This is a genomic window from Arthrobacter sp. RCC_34, assembly GCF_041360795.1.
Taxonomy (GTDB): Bacteria; Actinomycetota; Actinomycetes; order Actinomycetales; family Micrococcaceae; genus Arthrobacter_E.
On the sequence record NZ_JBFUPW010000002.1, the window covers coordinates 327,352 to 343,316 of the forward strand.

11 protein-coding genes are annotated in these 15,965 nt (G+C 70.1%); all 11 read right to left on the reverse strand.

Features of this window, described 5'->3' with window-relative positions; all coding sequences use genetic code 11:
* Window positions 1-6: 6 nt before the first annotated feature.
* Window positions 7-1,341 (reverse strand): O-antigen ligase family protein, encoded by a 1,335-nt coding sequence (locus AB6732_RS10205; RefSeq protein WP_370959856.1) that lies wholly within the window; start codon window positions 1,339-1,341, stop codon window positions 7-9.
* Entirely contained in the window at window positions 1,338-2,966 is a 1,629-nt protein-coding gene (locus AB6732_RS10210) for a hypothetical protein (RefSeq protein ID WP_370959857.1), read from the reverse strand. The genes AB6732_RS10205 and AB6732_RS10210 overlap by 4 nt, the downstream gene beginning before the upstream one ends.
* A gap of 1 nt (window position 2,967) precedes the next feature.
* A complete protein-coding gene (locus AB6732_RS10215; RefSeq protein ID WP_370959858.1) occupies window positions 2,968-4,227 on the reverse strand; it encodes a hypothetical protein in 1,260 nt (419 codons plus the stop codon).
* Between the two features lie 58 nt (window positions 4,228-4,285).
* The gene (locus AB6732_RS10220) at window positions 4,286-5,212 is read right to left on the reverse strand and encodes a WecB/TagA/CpsF family glycosyltransferase (RefSeq protein ID WP_370959859.1); all 927 of its coding nucleotides are present in this window, start codon (window positions 5,210-5,212) and stop codon (window positions 4,286-4,288) included.
* Entirely contained in the window at window positions 5,209-5,685 is a 477-nt protein-coding gene (locus tag AB6732_RS10225) for an adenylyltransferase/cytidyltransferase family protein (RefSeq protein ID WP_370959860.1), read from the reverse strand. Before AB6732_RS10225 ends, AB6732_RS10220 begins: the two co-directional genes overlap by 4 nt.
* 1 nt (window position 5,686) lies before the next feature.
* Window positions 5,687-7,195, reverse strand: a complete 1,509-nt coding sequence (locus AB6732_RS10230; RefSeq protein WP_370959861.1) for a sugar transferase — start codon at window positions 7,193-7,195, stop codon at window positions 5,687-5,689.
* Window positions 7,196-7,782: 587 nt separating this feature from the next.
* Window positions 7,783-10,452, reverse strand: a complete 2,670-nt coding sequence (locus AB6732_RS10235) for a LuxR C-terminal-related transcriptional regulator (RefSeq protein WP_370959862.1) — start codon at window positions 10,450-10,452, stop codon at window positions 7,783-7,785.
* A complete protein-coding gene (locus AB6732_RS10240; protein ID WP_370959863.1) occupies window positions 10,445-13,177 on the reverse strand; it encodes a LuxR C-terminal-related transcriptional regulator in 2,733 nt (910 codons plus the stop codon). The genes AB6732_RS10235 and AB6732_RS10240 overlap by 8 nt, the downstream gene beginning before the upstream one ends.
* A gap of 236 nt (window positions 13,178-13,413) precedes the next feature.
* Window positions 13,414-13,995 (reverse strand): aminoacyl-tRNA hydrolase, encoded by a 582-nt coding sequence (gene pth / locus AB6732_RS10245; protein WP_066216807.1) that lies wholly within the window; start codon window positions 13,993-13,995, stop codon window positions 13,414-13,416.
* Between the two features lie 104 nt (window positions 13,996-14,099).
* A complete protein-coding gene (locus AB6732_RS10250) occupies window positions 14,100-14,690 on the reverse strand; it encodes a 50S ribosomal protein L25/general stress protein Ctc (RefSeq protein WP_370959864.1) in 591 nt (196 codons plus the stop codon).
* Between the two features lie 293 nt (window positions 14,691-14,983).
* Window positions 14,984-15,964, reverse strand: a complete 981-nt coding sequence (locus AB6732_RS10255; protein WP_066216800.1) for a ribose-phosphate diphosphokinase — start codon at window positions 15,962-15,964, stop codon at window positions 14,984-14,986.
* Window position 15,965: the final 1 nt, after the last annotated feature.

Here is a 15,965-nt window from a genome sequence, read left to right on the forward strand (position 1 = left end):
GATGGATCACTTTCTCCCCGAGAGGATGCTGAACCTGGGACCCCGGGACACGTCACCGGCCGGGAGGCCCTTGGTGTGGAACCTCCCGCACAGCGAGAGCTGCGCGGAGGCCAGGAGCAGGAGCGTCATGGATGACAGGTCACACAGTCCGCTCTCATTGATGGATGCCACGAGGACGTAGCCGCACAGGAAGGCGGCGACGGCGCGGGCGCCAGGCTCCGGGGTCCGGAGCGCGTAGACGAGCGCGGCGAGGGTCGCCGCCACGATGAGCACCAGACCCACCAGGCCGGATTCCCAATAGGAGTCCAGCCAGCTGTTGTCGATGGCCATGTAATTGATGTCCCCTTCGCCGCGACGCAGGAGGATCCGCTTCTCCCCCAGCCCGTGCCCGAACCAGCGGGTGAGGTCCGTCATGGGCTGCGAGAGGATGAAATCCCAGACCAGCGTGCGCCCGCTCAGGCGTTCCAGCTGGCTGGTGTCCTGGCCGCGGAGGGCCCAGGTCGAAATGGTGCCCAGGAAGGGCGCGGCCGCCACACAGGCGGCGAGGAACACGGCGGCGATCCGCCGGGCGCCGTGATGCCGGCGCAGCGCCAGCGCGGCCAGAGCCAGCCCCGTGACGGCGGCCAGGGGCGCCGTGCGGGTGCGGCTGAGCACGATCAGCGCGGCCCCCAGCGCGACGGCGGCGAGGGCCACCGGCAGCGGGAGCAGCCGCAAGGCCCAGAGCAGGATGCCGAGGCCCAGGACGATAGCGCCGATCTCCCCCACCCGTGGAGGCATCATCGGCATGATCGCGCCCATGAGCCGGCCGCCCTGAGCGAAGTTCCGTCCGTCCAGCCACGCTTGCGAGGGCAGGAGCACCATGCCGGCGAGCACGCTGAACCCCAGCACCAGGTGGACGCCGAACATGATCCGCACGAAGGTGTGCGCCCGTTCCTTGATGAGTGGGAACAGCAGCACCAGCACGGCGATCCCGGCCATGAACCGGCCGGCCCGGACCATGATCGTCAGGCTCGACGGCAGCAGCAACGAACTCAGGATGACCGCCACGGTGAACAGCAGGTAGATCCGGAAGACCGGTGGGACCGCCAGCCGGGTCCGCGGCGGCGTGAACACCACGAGCCCGAGAAGGCAGGCGAGCAGAACCACGCCCTTGAGCAGGCTGCTGCTGTCCGTGCCGCCCAGGGAGTCCGAGCGGGACCACGGCTGCACGCTGAGCTCCAGGAGGAGCCACACGAGCGTCACGACGACGGTCGCGGCCACCGGGCCCAGGACGGTCCGGTCGCGGGCCGCCCCGCGCGGATCGGCCAGGCGCCGGCGGTCCGGAACCGTCACGGTGCTCATGACCGCGCCCTCGCCGGCGTGCGGCCCGGCATCCGGGCTTTTCCGGCCGCGGCGGACGCCGGACCGGCCCCGTGACCGGAGTCCTGCCCGGGTTCACGGCCCGCCCCGGCGGAAGGCTCAGTGTCGGACGACACCGCGGTCAGCCCAGCCCTCTTCGGACTCCGGGGCTTCCGGCGGGCGTGGAACCACCGGAAGCGGCGCGGCGCCTTGGTGAGCACGACGGCGGCGACATCCAGTCCGGACATCCGGAGCTGGTCCACCGCGTCGAACAGACCGTCCGCACTGTCCGTGCCTTCCTCGACGGACAGGAGGACCGGCCCGCCGAAGTGCTCGGGCAACGACGCGTGCCCCTCAGCGGAGGAAGTGAACGGGTCCCCGACCACGATCGTGACCATGTCACCCTGCAGCGTCCGCGAACTGGACGCCAGGTAACTCGCCTGGTTCAGCGACAGTCCGTTGACCCGGCGGCGCGCCGCGCCATCGAGTTCCTCGAGGCCCGCCGCGGACACGGCGTCGGCTCCGCTCAGCTTCCCCGCGGCCTCCCCCGACTCCGTGTACAGGAGCAGCGAATGCCCGGCATGGGCCGCCGCTTCGGCCACGGCGGTCGCGGCCCGCAGGCCCGACGCCGGACTGGACAGGGCCTGGACGGCGACCACGCGGCTGCCCGTCTGGCTCTGTCCGAGGGGCAGGATGCGGGACAGGGTCCGCCAGAGCAGCGGTCCCAGGGCCGGATCCCCGGCGCTTCGTTCGGCAAACACGGCGACTCCTTCAAGGGTGCGGACGATGTCCAGACGATCGGTGATGCGGGGCGAGACCTGACGGCGCACGGCCGCGGTCACGATCCCCAGGCCCAGGCCACCGGCCAGTCCCAGGAGCCCGTAGACCACGAGACTCAGGGAGCGGCTGGTCTTGTCGGCGCTGGCCCTTTCGAGGACGGATCCGCCGCCCTTGAAGTCCAGGGCCATGGCGGTCAGGGAGGCCGCGGTGCTCCGCGCCTGCTCGGCCTGCTTGAGCAGTTCCTGCTGCCGCGCCACCAGGGACGCGCCGGTGGTGGTGTTCGCCCCGCCGGCGCCCTGAATGTTCTTGTCCAGGGCCTTGGCGGCGCTCGCGGACGCATCGGCCTGCTCGGTGTACTGGCCGGCCAGCTTGTTCATGCTCGCCTTCCCCAGTTCGGCCCGGTAAGCGAGGTAGGAACTCGCGACCGCGTTGGCATAGTCGGCGGCCTCCTTCGCCGAGGGGCCCTGGGCCGTGATGGTGAAGGAGTTGTCCGTGGCCGGGCTCGCCTTCACGGATTCGGCCATGTCCCGGGCCGCCGTGCCGTCCACCCCGAGGGCGTCCGAGGCGGCGTTCGTGATGACGGGGCTGGCGATGATGATCGCCTGCGTCTCGGCCGGGAGTTCCAGGGCCAGCGGCCCCGTCTTGTCGATCACGCCCTGGATGCCGATGTTGCTGGGCAGGCTGTAGGTCCCGGTCACCACGCTCGTGCGGGCGGTGAACGTGACCGGCTGCTTGTACCCGTACCCGAGCCCTCCGAGCACCCCTGCCAGGGTGATCAGGAGGATCAGGAGATATTGCGTGGTGAACAGTTTCCTGAGCGCGTAGACCACGGACCATCCGCCGTTCATCTCAGGCCCCCTTTCCCATCAGGACGGTTCCGGGAAGCGCCGCGGACGCCGCCTCGGCACACCCTCTCCGGTACTGCACGGCCCAGAGCCACGCGGAGAGCGCGGCCGCCACCGCCATCGACCAGGCCGCACCGTCGGCCGCCGCGAGCACGGCTCCGAGCAGGCCGGCCACGGCCGAGAGACCCGAGGTGACCGCCCGGGTCACGAAACCCCGGTGGGCCTGCCCCATGGCGCGCAGCATCACGGCGTCCCCGGTCCGCAGGCCGTTGCCCACCTGGACCAGGACGAGCGGCAGCACGAGCACGGCCGCGGCCGGCCATTGCGGGCCGAGCAGCGCCGTCGTCCATGTCATCGGCAGGAGCAGCAGGACCAGACCCCACGCGGCCGCGCCCTCGGCGACCAGACCGGACGACCCGTGCCGGACGCGGTTCACGCTCTCCCGGCCGGCCCGGAGCGCGCGTGCCGCCTCCGGGACGGCCACCACCCCGACGCCCTGCACCAGGACGAACACCGGCCCCAGCGCCACCATGGCGAGCTTCAGCTGGCCGAGGGCCGCCATGCCCGCCACGGCCGCGATGGCGGCGAAGAGGATCTGCTGTGCGCCGTTCACGGCGAGGTTCTCCCCCAGATACCGGGTCCACAGGGCGCGGTGCTCCCTGGCCCAGGCAGGCATCTTCGCGGGCCTGGGCCAGAGCCTGGCCTGGAGGAGTCCGCAGACCGCGGCGGCGGTCCCGGCCAGCCCCCAGGCGAGCACGTAGGCGGCGACGGAGTGGGAGTCGGAGAGCAGGAGCCCGGCGAATCCCGGGATCATGAAGAGGAGCCAGAGGAGGTCGTTGAGGAATGCGCTGGAGCCGCGAGCCCCGCTGAAGAACACCTGCCGCCAGGCGTCCTGGAGCATGAGTCCGGGCAGGCTCACCGCGAGCGCGAGGGTCAGAGGGCGGGTCCCTGCGTCCAGGAACGGCGTCGCCGCGGCGACCAGCGCCGCCAGTCCTATGCCGAGCACCAGTGCGGTGCCCGTGCTGCGCCCCGCCGCGGCGCGCGCCGCTTCGCCGTCGACGGCGGAATACCGCACCGCGTACGGCTCCGTGGACAGCGACCGCGAGATCCCCAGCGCCAGGGAGTAGCCGGCGAACGCCAGGGCGTAGGCGCCGAAGTCCGCCAGAGGGACGGCGCGCGCCACGACGATCCCCATCGCGAAATTGCCGGCACTGTTGAGCACCTGATCGGCGATGCCCCAGCTTGCCCTGTGCCAGAGTTTCACGGTTCCCGGGGCCCCTGCCCCCGGATGCGCTGTGCTGTGTCGAGACCTGGTGTTCATGTCAGGGTGTCCTTGCTCCTGGGTCCCGGGACGGGCCGGTCAGCAGATGCGGCGGGTCCCCCACGATCCCCGCCAGGAACCGTGGGATCACCTTGCTGTACCGGGGCCAGAGGCGCTTGGGCTCCTGCAGGAGCCGGTAGCTCCATTCGAGGCCGCTGCGCTGCATCCAGCGCGGCGCCCGGCCCACGGTTCCGGCGTTCATGGCGAACGCGCCGCCGACGCCGAACGCGACCGGCACGGTGAGCCGGTGGTTGTGGCTCCCAAGCCATGCCTCCTGCTTGGGGGCGCCGAGGCCCACCCAGAGGAAGGTGGCCCCCGAGGCGTTGATGTCCTGGACGATCCGCTCGTCCTCCTCCTCACTCAGGGCGCGGAACGGCGGGCAGTGCCAGCCCGCCACCTGGAGTCCCGGGATGTTCTCCTCCAGGCGGCCGATGAGCGCCCGCATGGTCGCCTCGTCGCCGCCGAGGAAGTAGTTGGACCAGCCGCGCTCGGCGGACAGCCGCAGCACGGCCGGCATGAGCTCGGGCCCGGGGACTCGATCGATCACCTGCGAGCCCGCCCAGCGGCCCGACCACACGAGCGGCATCCCGTCCGGCACCGTCAGCAGCGAGTCGTTGAGCACGCCCCGCAGGGCGCCGTCGTCGCGGGCGTGGAGCAGGGCGTTGGCGTCGCTCACGCAGACGTAGCCGTGCCGTGAGCCGTCGACGCACTCCTCCACGAGGGAGACCGCCCGCCGCATGTTCACGCAGCTGATGTGCACGCCCATGATGTCCACGCGCGAGTGCGTGCGGTTCACGAGGCCGTGCGGGGCCGGCGTCCGGTGCTGTGCCGGCGTCAGGTGCTGTGCTGAAGTCCGATGCTGTGCAGGAGTCATCGCGGGGGTCTTCCGTTCGGTGTGTACGACGCCGCGCGGCTCGGTGGCGCTCATGGCGTCACCTGGCCGATCGGCAGCTGGGCTGGGGCCGGGGCCGCGGAGCCGTCCAGGAGGTCGAGGGCCCTGCGGAGCGTCGTGCTCGACGTGTGCAGGGTGTACGGGAGGTAGACGATTTCGACGCCGAGAGGCTCGAACAGCTTCTCCAGGGCCTCCCCCGCCGGGGTGCCCTGCCAGTCATCGCCCTTGAAGATGGCGTCGAAGCGGACCTGCTCCCACACTTCGGTCTTGCTCGGGACCGCTTCGAGGATCGCCTGATCCACGAGGTCCAGCGAGGAGACGATGTCCAGGCGTTCGTGCTCGGGGACCACCGGCGTGAAGCCTTTCCGTTCCCGGACGAGGTCGTCGCTGACGACGCCCGCCACGAGGTATTCGCAGTGCCGGCGGGCCTGCCGGAGGAGGTTCAGGTGCCCCACGTGGAAGAGGTCGTAGACCCCGGGGACGTAACCGATCCGATGGATGACGGGCATGTCAGTACGCACCTTCCGCTGAGACCATGGCTTTCGCGGTTCGCCACATGATCATGAGGTCGCCCATGAGCGACCAGTTCTCGACGTAGTAGAGGTCCAGCCGGACCGATTCCTGCCAGGACAGATTGGACCGCCCGCTGATCTGCCATAGTCCGGTGATCCCTGGCTTGATGAGTAGCCGGCGGTGCGCGGGCTGTTCGTAGGCCTCGACCTCCCGGCGGAGCGGCGGACGGGGTCCCACCAGGCTCATCTCGCCGGTCAGGACGTTGAACAGCTGGGGCAGCTCGTCCAGCGAGTAGCGCCGCATCCATTTCCCGCACCGGGTGACCCGGGGGTCGTCGCGCAGCTTGAAGAGGGGGCCCGAGCCCTGGTTCCCGTCGCTCAGCTCCGCGAGGCGGAGGTCGGCGTCGGTGGTCATGGACCGGAACTTGTGCATCCTGAACGTGGTGCCGTTGCGGCCGATCCGTTCCTGCGAGTAGAAGACCGGCCCGGGCGAATCCGCCTTCACCACCACGGCCAGAAGCAGCAGGACCGGCGCGAGGATCACGAGCGCCAGGATGCCGAGCGTGAGGTCCACGAGGCGCTTGAGGAGGTGGCGGGTGCCGGTGAACTGTGGCAGCTCCACATGCATGAGGGGCATCCCCTCCACGGGGCGGTAGTGGACGCGCGGCCCGGCGATGTCCGTGAGCCGGGAGGCCAGGACCAGCTCGGTGGAGAGGTCCTCGAGCCGCCAGCCGAGTTCGCGGAGGCGATGCGAGCCGCCCGGCAGCGTTCCCGCCACGATCACCATGCTCGCTCCGGAGCGGCGGACCAGCTCTTCGATGTCGTCCAGGGTGGACATCACCGGAATCCGGTACCAGGGCTTGCCGTAGGAGGCTTTCCTCGGCAGCGAGTTGAGCGCCACCCCGGCCACCCGGTAGCCGACCGCCGGATTGTCCTGGAGCTGCACGATCACGGACTCGACATCCTTGGTGCGTCCGATCACCACCACGTCCTGCAGGTACTCGCCGCGGCGCCGATGGCCGTTGAGATCGCGGCGCCACAGCCAGCGGGACATGAGCAGCAGCAGCAGGCCGCACGGGAAGGCGGTGAGGAAGAAGCCGCGGAGGACACCGCCCTGCACCACGATCAGCACCGCCGCAGCGAGCACGAAGACGCGGGTCGCGGAGTGGGCCAGGGCCTTGTACTCCGAGGCGCCGAGCCCGAGGATGCGCGGGTCCCGGCTGTGCCCGAACTCCAGGTCCAGGCACCACAGGACGATGATGCCGAGGCTGACCCAGAAGTACGTGTCCCCGAGTTCCCAGGCGTCGAATCCCCAGCGGATCGTGTGGGCCAGGAACACGGCGGCCACGATGCACGCCCAGTCGCTGATCCTCAGCTTCTTCCTCAGACCGCTCTCCCAGGCGCGGGCGCCTGCCGCGGCGAGGGGCCGCCCGGCCCTGCGGGTGGTGGCGCTCTTCACGACGCCGGCCGGCGCGTCGAGTCCTTCCAGCCCACCGCCTGCGCTCACGCGGTGAGCGGTGGCCCGGTGCGCGGCCGCGCGGTTCGCCAGGGCCTGGTGAGCTGACGCCCAGGGGGTGGTGCGCCCTCGGAAGAGTGAGGGGGCCGACGGTGGCAGGGGGGTAGCCTCGGTCTCGGAAGGCTGTTCCACCGCCGACCCCGCATGTGGAGCCCGCGCCTGACGGCCGGGCAGTGTGATCGCACCACCGCTGCTGTCGATGGACCGCACAGGGCTGACCCGGGACGGGTTCTCGCCACGATGCGCCACCGGGGATGAAGACCGGGACATTGAGACCTCATTTGTGGTTCTTGAACTGCCCTTTCAGTCAAGTACCCCGGCCGCGTGCAGGCCCGCGGAGCGACTACCTGCATCTGACTCCGGTCTCCCCGCCACGGCCCCCGGAGGATCTCCGGGATTACCCGAGTAGTGCCCGCACCGGGTGCTGCCGGTCCCCCGGATCCCCGTGGTCCTACCTGCTTCCGGGCCGTGCTGTCGCCGACTACTCAGGTACACCGCGGGGAGCGCATGGTTCGGGGCGGTTCGGAACGGGGCCGGGGCGGTTCGGACCCAGCGGGGGTCCGCCCCAGGGCGACCGGTCAGTCTTTGAAGACGTCCGCCAGCTGGCGCCGTGACGAGACGCCGAGCTTCCGGTACGCGCGGCTGAGATGACCGCCGACCGTCCGGACGGAGAGGTGCAGGAGCGCGGCGATCGTCTCATCCGAGTGCCCGTCCCGCGCCAGCCTGGCGATCTCCTGCTCACGTCCCGTGAGTCGCGGCGCCCCCGGTTCGTCCGGCATCCCGCCGTCACCGGACAGCTCGGCCACCGTGCTGAGCGCCTGGCGGGCGTGGTGGGCGGTGACGCCGTCGCCGTTCCGCCGTGCGGTGTCCGCCGCCGTCCGGTACAGGGACCGCGCGAGCGCCGTGTGGCCGCGCACGTCGAGCGAACGGCCCGCCTCGAGGATCTGCTGGGCGTCCGGGACCTGCGCGGCCTCCAGGAACCGGGCCATCGCCTCCGCCCAGGGACCGGTGAGCCCGGAGATGATGGCTTCCAGGCGCTCGCGGGCTCCGGGATGCCCGAGACCCAGCAGCATGGACCAGGCCGGAGCTGCCAGACCGAGGAAGCCCTCCCGGGCCATGGCCTCGGCCGTTTCGACCATGGCCGCCGCGCCGGGCCCGTCCGGGTCGAGCTCCGCGTCCCCGCACGCCAGCATCAGCGACGACATGACCTGGCCGTAGTAGAAGGTGCAGCCGGGTTCGTAGCTCTCCCGCAGCTCCCGGGCCAGCTCGACCCGGCCCGTCTTGGCCGCCGCCATGTAGGCCTGCGCCACGAAGAAGCCGCGCAGCCGCTGGGGATCGTTGAGCTTCAGATTCTCCAGGCCGGCCAGCAAGGGCTCCAGGCTCGCGGCGTACTCCCCCTGCAGCCCGAGAATGGCGCCCGTGATCAGGCTCGTGCCGCCGCCGAACGCCATCGCGGCGCCCGTCGCGTCGATCCGGGTCAGCGCCACGAGTTCCAGCGCCGCCTGGGGACTCCCGGCCGCAAGAGAGACCATGAGCGCCGTGACGATCACGGTCTCCGGCAGGAAGAACACGTCGAGGCTCTCGTCGTGCCGGAGGGCGAAGGCCTCCCCGGCACGACGCAGCGCCGCCTCGGAATCGCCCAGGACCGTGAGGCGTTCCGCGTCGAGGGACAGGGCCAGGGCGCGGTCGATCAGGGCCTGCGGCGAGTCATCCCCCGCGGTGGCCTCGAGGAGGGATCCGATCAGTCTCTCAAGTTCGGACAGACGGCCCTGCTGGTTGGCGGCCAGAGCCTCCAGCACCTCGGCGCGCCGCAGGAGCGCCGCGCGGGTGGCGCCGGCGTCGTCGTCCCCGCCCTCCGCGGCGGCCAGCGCACGGAGTCTCCGCGCCTGCCCGCTGATGCCCGACGACGGCAGCCCGGCGGCGATGGAGGTGGCCGCCTCCAGGAGGGACACCCGCAGCTGGGCCTCCTGATCGGCGAGGAGCCAGGGCGCGGCGAGACGCTCCCGGATCCCCCGGTACTCGCCCTCGTTGAAGTCCAGCCGGGCCCTCACGGCCTCCGTCCACGCGGCGTGGGACCTGGCGGGCACGGCGCTCAGGAACCGCTCGGCCAGGTCCGCGTCGAAGTGCTTGCACGCCAGGGTCGCCGCCCGCAGCAGCTGCTCCGGCGGCACGGCCATCCCGGAGTCGAGCAGCCAGCGGGTGCGCTGGAGCAGCACGAGGGGCACGTCCACGTCCCCCTCAAGGTTCTCCAGGTCCTCCAGGATCGCGCGGCTCAGGCTGTGTGGGATCAGGGAGCGGACCACCTCCCCGTACACCGGGTTGGTCATCCGGACCCGTTCGGGGTCGCCGTCCTCGCAGCGGATGAACCCTTCGTCCAGCAGGGTCTGCAGCGCCTCCGTGCCGAAGCGGGCCTCGAGCACCTCGAGCCGGAGCGTGCCGCCCAGCGCGACGGCATTGAGCGCATGATGCGATTGCAGGCTCAGACTGGCGAGCCGTTCCTCGACGATCGCGTGCAGCCCTTCGCCGGACCAGGGCTCTTTGGCGGTGGCCACCCACACATCGCGGCGCAGCGCGATGCCCCCGTTGCTGCGCGCCTCGGACAGCAGCAGATGCAGGAGCATGGGGCTCCCGCCCGAGTCCTGCCAGAGCTTCCACTCCAGACCCGGCAGCAGCGGAGCGCCCAGAGCCTCCCGGGCGTAGCTGCGCGTGCGTTCGCGGTCCAGCGGTTCGAGTCCCACCTCCTCGGCCAGGCCCATCCCCCAGAGTTCGCTGAGCGGACCCGCCAGAGGGCGCCGGGCGTCGTAGGAGGCCACGAGCGCGATGTCGCCTTCCATCACCAGGGAGGCGAAGAGGTCGCTGCTGGCCGGGTCGAGGGAATCCGCTTCATCCACGACCACCACGGGAGGCGGCACGTCCGCGTCCCCGCCGAGTGCCTGGCGCTGGGCCCGGAAGTGCGCCCGGAGCACCTTGAGGGCGGGAGTGGGGTTGAGCGACAGGGCGCCCATCGAGTCCATCCCGCGCAGCACGGCGAGGACCCCGTAGTTGACGAGGGTGAGGGCGGGCGTGCCGTGCAGCGAGAGCACGGGGCGCGTGGCGGAGAGGGTTCCGAAGAGCCGGCGCAGCAGGGTCGTGACGCCCATGCCGGGTGCGGCGGCCACGAAGACGGCGGGCACCTCGTCAGAGGTCAGGAGCCTGAGCACCTCTGCCAGTTCCGGACCCCGGCCGAACGGCCGCGCGATGTCATTCATGATCAGGCGCTGGCTGTCCTGCGGGGGTGGTGTCCGACAAGGCGGCGGACAAGGAGTCGAGTTGCTGTCGTGAGGTCACGCCGAGTTTGGCGAAGGCTTGATAGAGATGGCCTTCCACCGTGCGGACCGAGATGCCGATCCGGCGGGCGATGTCCCGGTTGCCCAGGCCTTGCTCGGCCAGCCGCGCCACCTGCAGTTCCCGGTGGGTGAGGTGGCCGCCGTGACTGACGGAGACCAGCGTCCTGTTCACGAGCCCGCCGCTCTCGGCCGATTGCAGATGGGCCCGCGCCGACGCGACAGAGACACTGCTGGCGTTCTCCTTCGCCAGCTCCAGCGCGACGGCGGCGCACCGGTACTCCACCGCCTGCAGCTGGAGCTTCTCGGCGGCCGTGGCCGCTTGCAGCGCCTGCTGCGGGTCACGGTTCAGGACCGCGGACGCCCAGCCCGCGGTGATGGCGCCCATGGCCCCTTGCCGTGGCGTCCCGGACTCCCGGACCGCCTCGATCTCGCGGTGATTGTTGTAATACTTGGCGCCGAACAGGCTGAGCGACGCCGCCGTGAGACGTCCGTTCTCAAGGTCCTCCAGACCGGAGCGGACCAGCGTCCGTGCCGCCTCGAGGTCGTTCATCGCGAGGCGGGCCATCTGAACGAAGAACCCCGTCATGAACCTGTTGGTCCAGCTCATCGCCGCTTCGAGCCGTCCCAGTCGCAGGAGCAGATCCTGGGCGGCCTCCTCGTTGCCGGCCGAGGCCTGGGAGAAGGCGAGCGCTGCGAGTGCCACGCACAGGTATCCGTTGGGCCGCTCCGCCTCCAGCTGCGCGATCGAGGACGCGAGGATCTCGATGGACTGATCGGACTTCCCCGCGAAACAGTAGGCCAGACCGACGCCCAGTTCCATGACGCCGCCGCGGAACATGGCGTCCTGGCCACTGGCTTCCAGGAGTTCCTGGAGTTCGTCGACGCACTCCACCCACCGGCCGCTCCAGATCAGGGCGAGCACGCGGCCCTCAAGGTGGAGCTCCCGGACCTTGTACTCCTGCGGAGCCCTGCGCAGGCGCTCCGCGACCTCTCCCGAGAGGCGCACGGCGTCGTCCTCCCGGCCCATCACCGCATGGCACATGACCAGGAAGCTGCCGCAGACCAGGCGCAGTTCCTCGCTGCTCGCGGGCGAGACCCACAAGGCCTCCAGTTGGGGTCCGACGGCGCGGAAGTCCCCGCTGTGGAAACGGATCTCCAGGCCGGCCAGCAGGAGACGTTCGACGACGCTCAGGTGACTCCCGTCGCCGGCCGCCCGGGTCCAGCCGGTGCGGTTCTCCTGTTCGACGCGGCTGATGAGCGCTTCGAGCGTGGCGACCTCGTTCCAGGCGGCCTGATGGTCCCCGAACAGTTCCAGGTGGCACCGCACGCGCGCCTGCTGGACCATCGCCGCGACGGCCAGGGACTCGGGGCCCGGGGCGGTGGCCATGAAGGCCTCCACATCGATCGGGGCGATCACCGCCCACGCCTTCTCGGCTTCGGCCAGGGCGAAGTATGCGGTGGCCCTGAGGAAGCGGGCCTCCACGGCCCGCGGGTCGTCGTCCGGGAAGTCCCGCAGGACCCGCACCGTGAGGAGGGGCCGTGCGTTGGCCAGTGCGTGATCGGCGATGCCGAGGCGGAGCCCGGTGTCGAGCTCCTGCCCTGAATCGAGAAGCCACTGTCCCAGCACCAGGAGCTCGGAGGACTCCAGCTCCATGAGCGAGCCGCCGGCTGCCAGGTTGATCTCGGAGAGCAGCTCCCCACTGGCCTTCTCGTGATTTCCGACCCTGATGGACTCGGCCAGGAAATAGTCCTTCAGGCTCACATGCCGGTCTCTGGAGGTCTCGACGAGCAGGTGCCCACGTTCTTCGAGTTCCACGAGGGTCTTCACCCCGACCACCGCGGCGGCCAGCCGCCACGGCGCCCGGTGGAGCAGTGCGATCTTGACCAGGGCCCTCTGAAGCTCTGCGGGCTCGCGCTGGAGGCGCGCCGCCATGAGCCGTGCCACGGGGCCCCGGGGTTCGATGGCCAGGGGATGGGTGGAGATCCAGTGTCCCGACTGGAGTTCGATCCGGCGCTGCTCGACCTGTTCGCCGAACAGCGCCTGCATGGTCAGCGCGGAACGGCCGTGGTGCTGCAGAAGCGAGCTCAGAGCCGCCTCGGAGATCGGATGCCCGGTGGACTGGAGGATCAGCTGCCGGGATTCGCTCCGGTTCAGGGGCGCCATCCGGTGCTGGAGGATCAGCCCGTCCCGGATGAGCCAGCCGAGGCTCGCGTTCACCTCTTTGCCGCGCGGGGCGGTGGCGAGAAGCTTGCTCCGTCCGGAGAGCACCAGGTGCACGATCACGGAGAGCGAGGCGCTGTCGATGCGGTGGATGTCATCCACGAACAGCAGGGTCGTGCGGCCCCGGGCGTCTTCCGCGATGGCCTGGCTCAGCGGCGGGATGACTTCGGCAGGCACCCGATCGGAACCATCAGGTTCGGTGCTGTCCGGGATGCGGTCCAGATATTTGAGGAACACCCCCAGCGGCTTGCTGCGCAGTGCCTGCGTGCCGGAGAGGATGACGACGTGGATGTCCGGCCGGGACCGCGCGAATTCGTACCCGAGAGAGGATTTACCGCTGCCTTCGGGGCCTTCCAGGAGCATGCCCCGCAGATCGGGGTCCTGGATCATGGCCTCCACCGCGGGGATCAGGCGCCGGTGAGCCACACCGGACCATTTCCTCCGCTCGACCGCGCCGAGGACTTTCCTCCATGTGGAGGGAGCTGCGGACAACGCCAAGGTTGGCGTGTGGGCAGTACCGAATGTACTCACCTTTGACACCTCTCATGAGCAGTCGCCCCCTGAAGACCTGCGACTGACCACGATGCCCCCTGCTCGTTACGTTGAACGATACCAGCGAGCCCGGAGGAGGAGAAGGGACTTCAGCCCCGTATTTCCGGTGTCTACGACGGCGAGTGGAACCTCTGCTGAGCGGCCACCAGACCGGAGCCCACGAGCTCCTCCACGGCGTCCGCGGCGGAGTCCAGGAGGAATGGCAGATCCTTGCGTTCGGTGGCGGTGAAATCCTTCAGGACGTAGTCCGCGGTGTCCATGCGGCCCGGTGGACGGCCCACGCCGACCCGGACGCGCAGGTAGTCCTTGGTGGCGAGTGCCTTGCTGATGTCACGCAGGCCGTTGTGCCCGCCCTCTCCACCGCCGAGCTTCAGTTTGACGGTGTTGAAGGGGATGTCGATCTCATCGTGGACGGCGATCACGTGATCCGGCTCAATGCCGAAGAAACGGCTCAGGGCGGAGGTGGCGCCGCCGGAGAGGTTCATGTAGCTCATCGGTTTGGCGAGCAGGAGCTTCGGGCCACCGATGCCGAGGCGTCCCTCAGCCAGCTGGGCGCGGCTCTTGTGGACGCTGAAGCGCGCGCCCATCCGCTGAGCCAGCTCGTCCAGGACCATCTGGCCCACATTGTGCCGGTTGCCCGCATATTGCGCCCCCGGATTGCCCAGTCCGACCACCAGCCATGTTTCGCTCACCGGAATATTTTACGTGCCGTCGGCGCCCGGCACGCACGAAGGGCCGGACCCCGTGGGGTCCGGCCCTTCTCAGCGAACATCATCCGGCCATCGGCCGGAGGGGATCACTCAGCGGCGGGAGCGGCTTCCTCAGCGGCAGCCTCGTCCTCGGTCTCCGAGACGGTGGCCTCGGAGAGGTTGACGACCAGAGTCTCCGGGTCGCTCAGCAGGAGGGAGCCCTTCGGCAGCACCAGGTCGGAGGCGTGGACGTGCGCGCCGGCCTCGCGGCCTTCGATGTCGAACTCGATGGCGTTCGGCACGTGGGTGGCCTCGGCCTCGACGGAGACGGTGCTGGCTTCCTGGTTGGCGACGACGCCCGGAGCGGCTTCACCGGTGACGTGAACGTGAACGTCCACGGCGACCTTCTCGCCCTTCTTCACGGTCAGCAGGTCCATGTGCTCGATGATCTGCTTGATCGGGTCGCGCTGGATGTCCTTGACGATGGTCAGGTGCTCGGCACCGTCGATCACGAGGTTCAGCAGGGCGTTCGGGGTGCGGACGGCGAGGGTGGTCTCGCGGCCCGGCAGGTTGACGTGCACGGGCTCTGCGCCGTGACCGTAGATGACGGCGGGGATCTTGCCGGCGGCGCGGGCGCGGCGGGCGTAGCCCTTGCCGAATTCGGTGCGCAGTTCGGTATCGAGCTTGGTCTCAGACATCTGAGGCTCCTCTCAGTAGTCGGCCGACGGCGTTCCTCCGGGGAGGACAGGCCGGGCCTGATGGGCGGCGGGACAAGTCCGGCCACCCGGCGGCCGTGAGGCCGGCTTGGGAGCCCAGGACCCAGTCGATCACGGAACCGGAGAATCGGTTCCCTCGCCAAGGTGACGGTCCAGCTTATCAGGAGTGTGGTCTCAGCCGGAAAACGAACGGACCCACGGATTCGTCGCAGACCCCCGGAAATGTCCGTGGGTCTACGACGAATCCGTGGGTCCGGACGCCGATGAGGTGAAGATCAGGCCTTGCCGTCGAAGAGGCTGGTGACCGAGCCGTCGTCGAACACTTCGCGGATGGCGCGGGCGATCAGCGGAGCGATGGACAGCACCGTGAGGTTCGGGAAGCGCTTCTCGGCCGGGATCGGCAGGGTGTTGGTCACCACGACTTCGCGGGCGCCGGACTCGGCGAGACGCTGGGAGGCCGGCTCGGACAGCACGGCGTGGGTGCACGCGATGATGACGTCCTTGGCGCCGGCGTTCTTCAGCACCTGGACGGCGCCGGAGATGGTTCCACCGGTGTCGATCATGTCGTCGATCAGGACGCAGGTGCGGCCCTCGACCTGGCCCACCACGGTCTTGGAGACGGCCTGGTTCGGGACGGTGAGGTCGCGGCTCTTGTGCACGAAGGCCAGCGGGGCGCCGCCCAGGCGCTCGGCCCACTGCTCGGCGACGCGCACACGGCCGGTGTCCGGGGAGACGACCGTGATGTTGTCGGCCTCGACCTTGGTGCGGATGTAGTCGGCCAGGAGCGGGATGGCCATGAGGTGGTCCACGGGTCCATCGAAGAAGCCCTGGATCTGGCTCGTGTGCAGGTCAACGCTCATGATGCGGTCCGCGCCGGCGGTCTTGTAGAGGTCGGCCACCAGACGGGCGGAGATGGGCTCGCGGCCACGGCCCTTCTTGTCCTGGCGGGCGTAGGGGTAGAACGGGGACACCACGGTGATGCGCTTGGCGGAGGCGCGCTTGAGCGAATCGATGAGGATCAGCTGCTCCATGAGCCAGTTGTTCATGGGAGCCGGGTGCGACTGGATCACGAAGGCGTCCGTGCCGCGCACGCTCTCGGCCGGGCGGACGTACAGCTCGCCGTTGGCGAAGTCATAGGCGTCCACGGGAAGAAGGGAGGTGCCGAGCTCGCTGGCGATCTCCTGTGCCAGCTCCGGGTGGGCCCGTCCGCTCGCCAGGACCAGTTTCTTCTCGCCGTGCGCGGTGATTGCGGACATG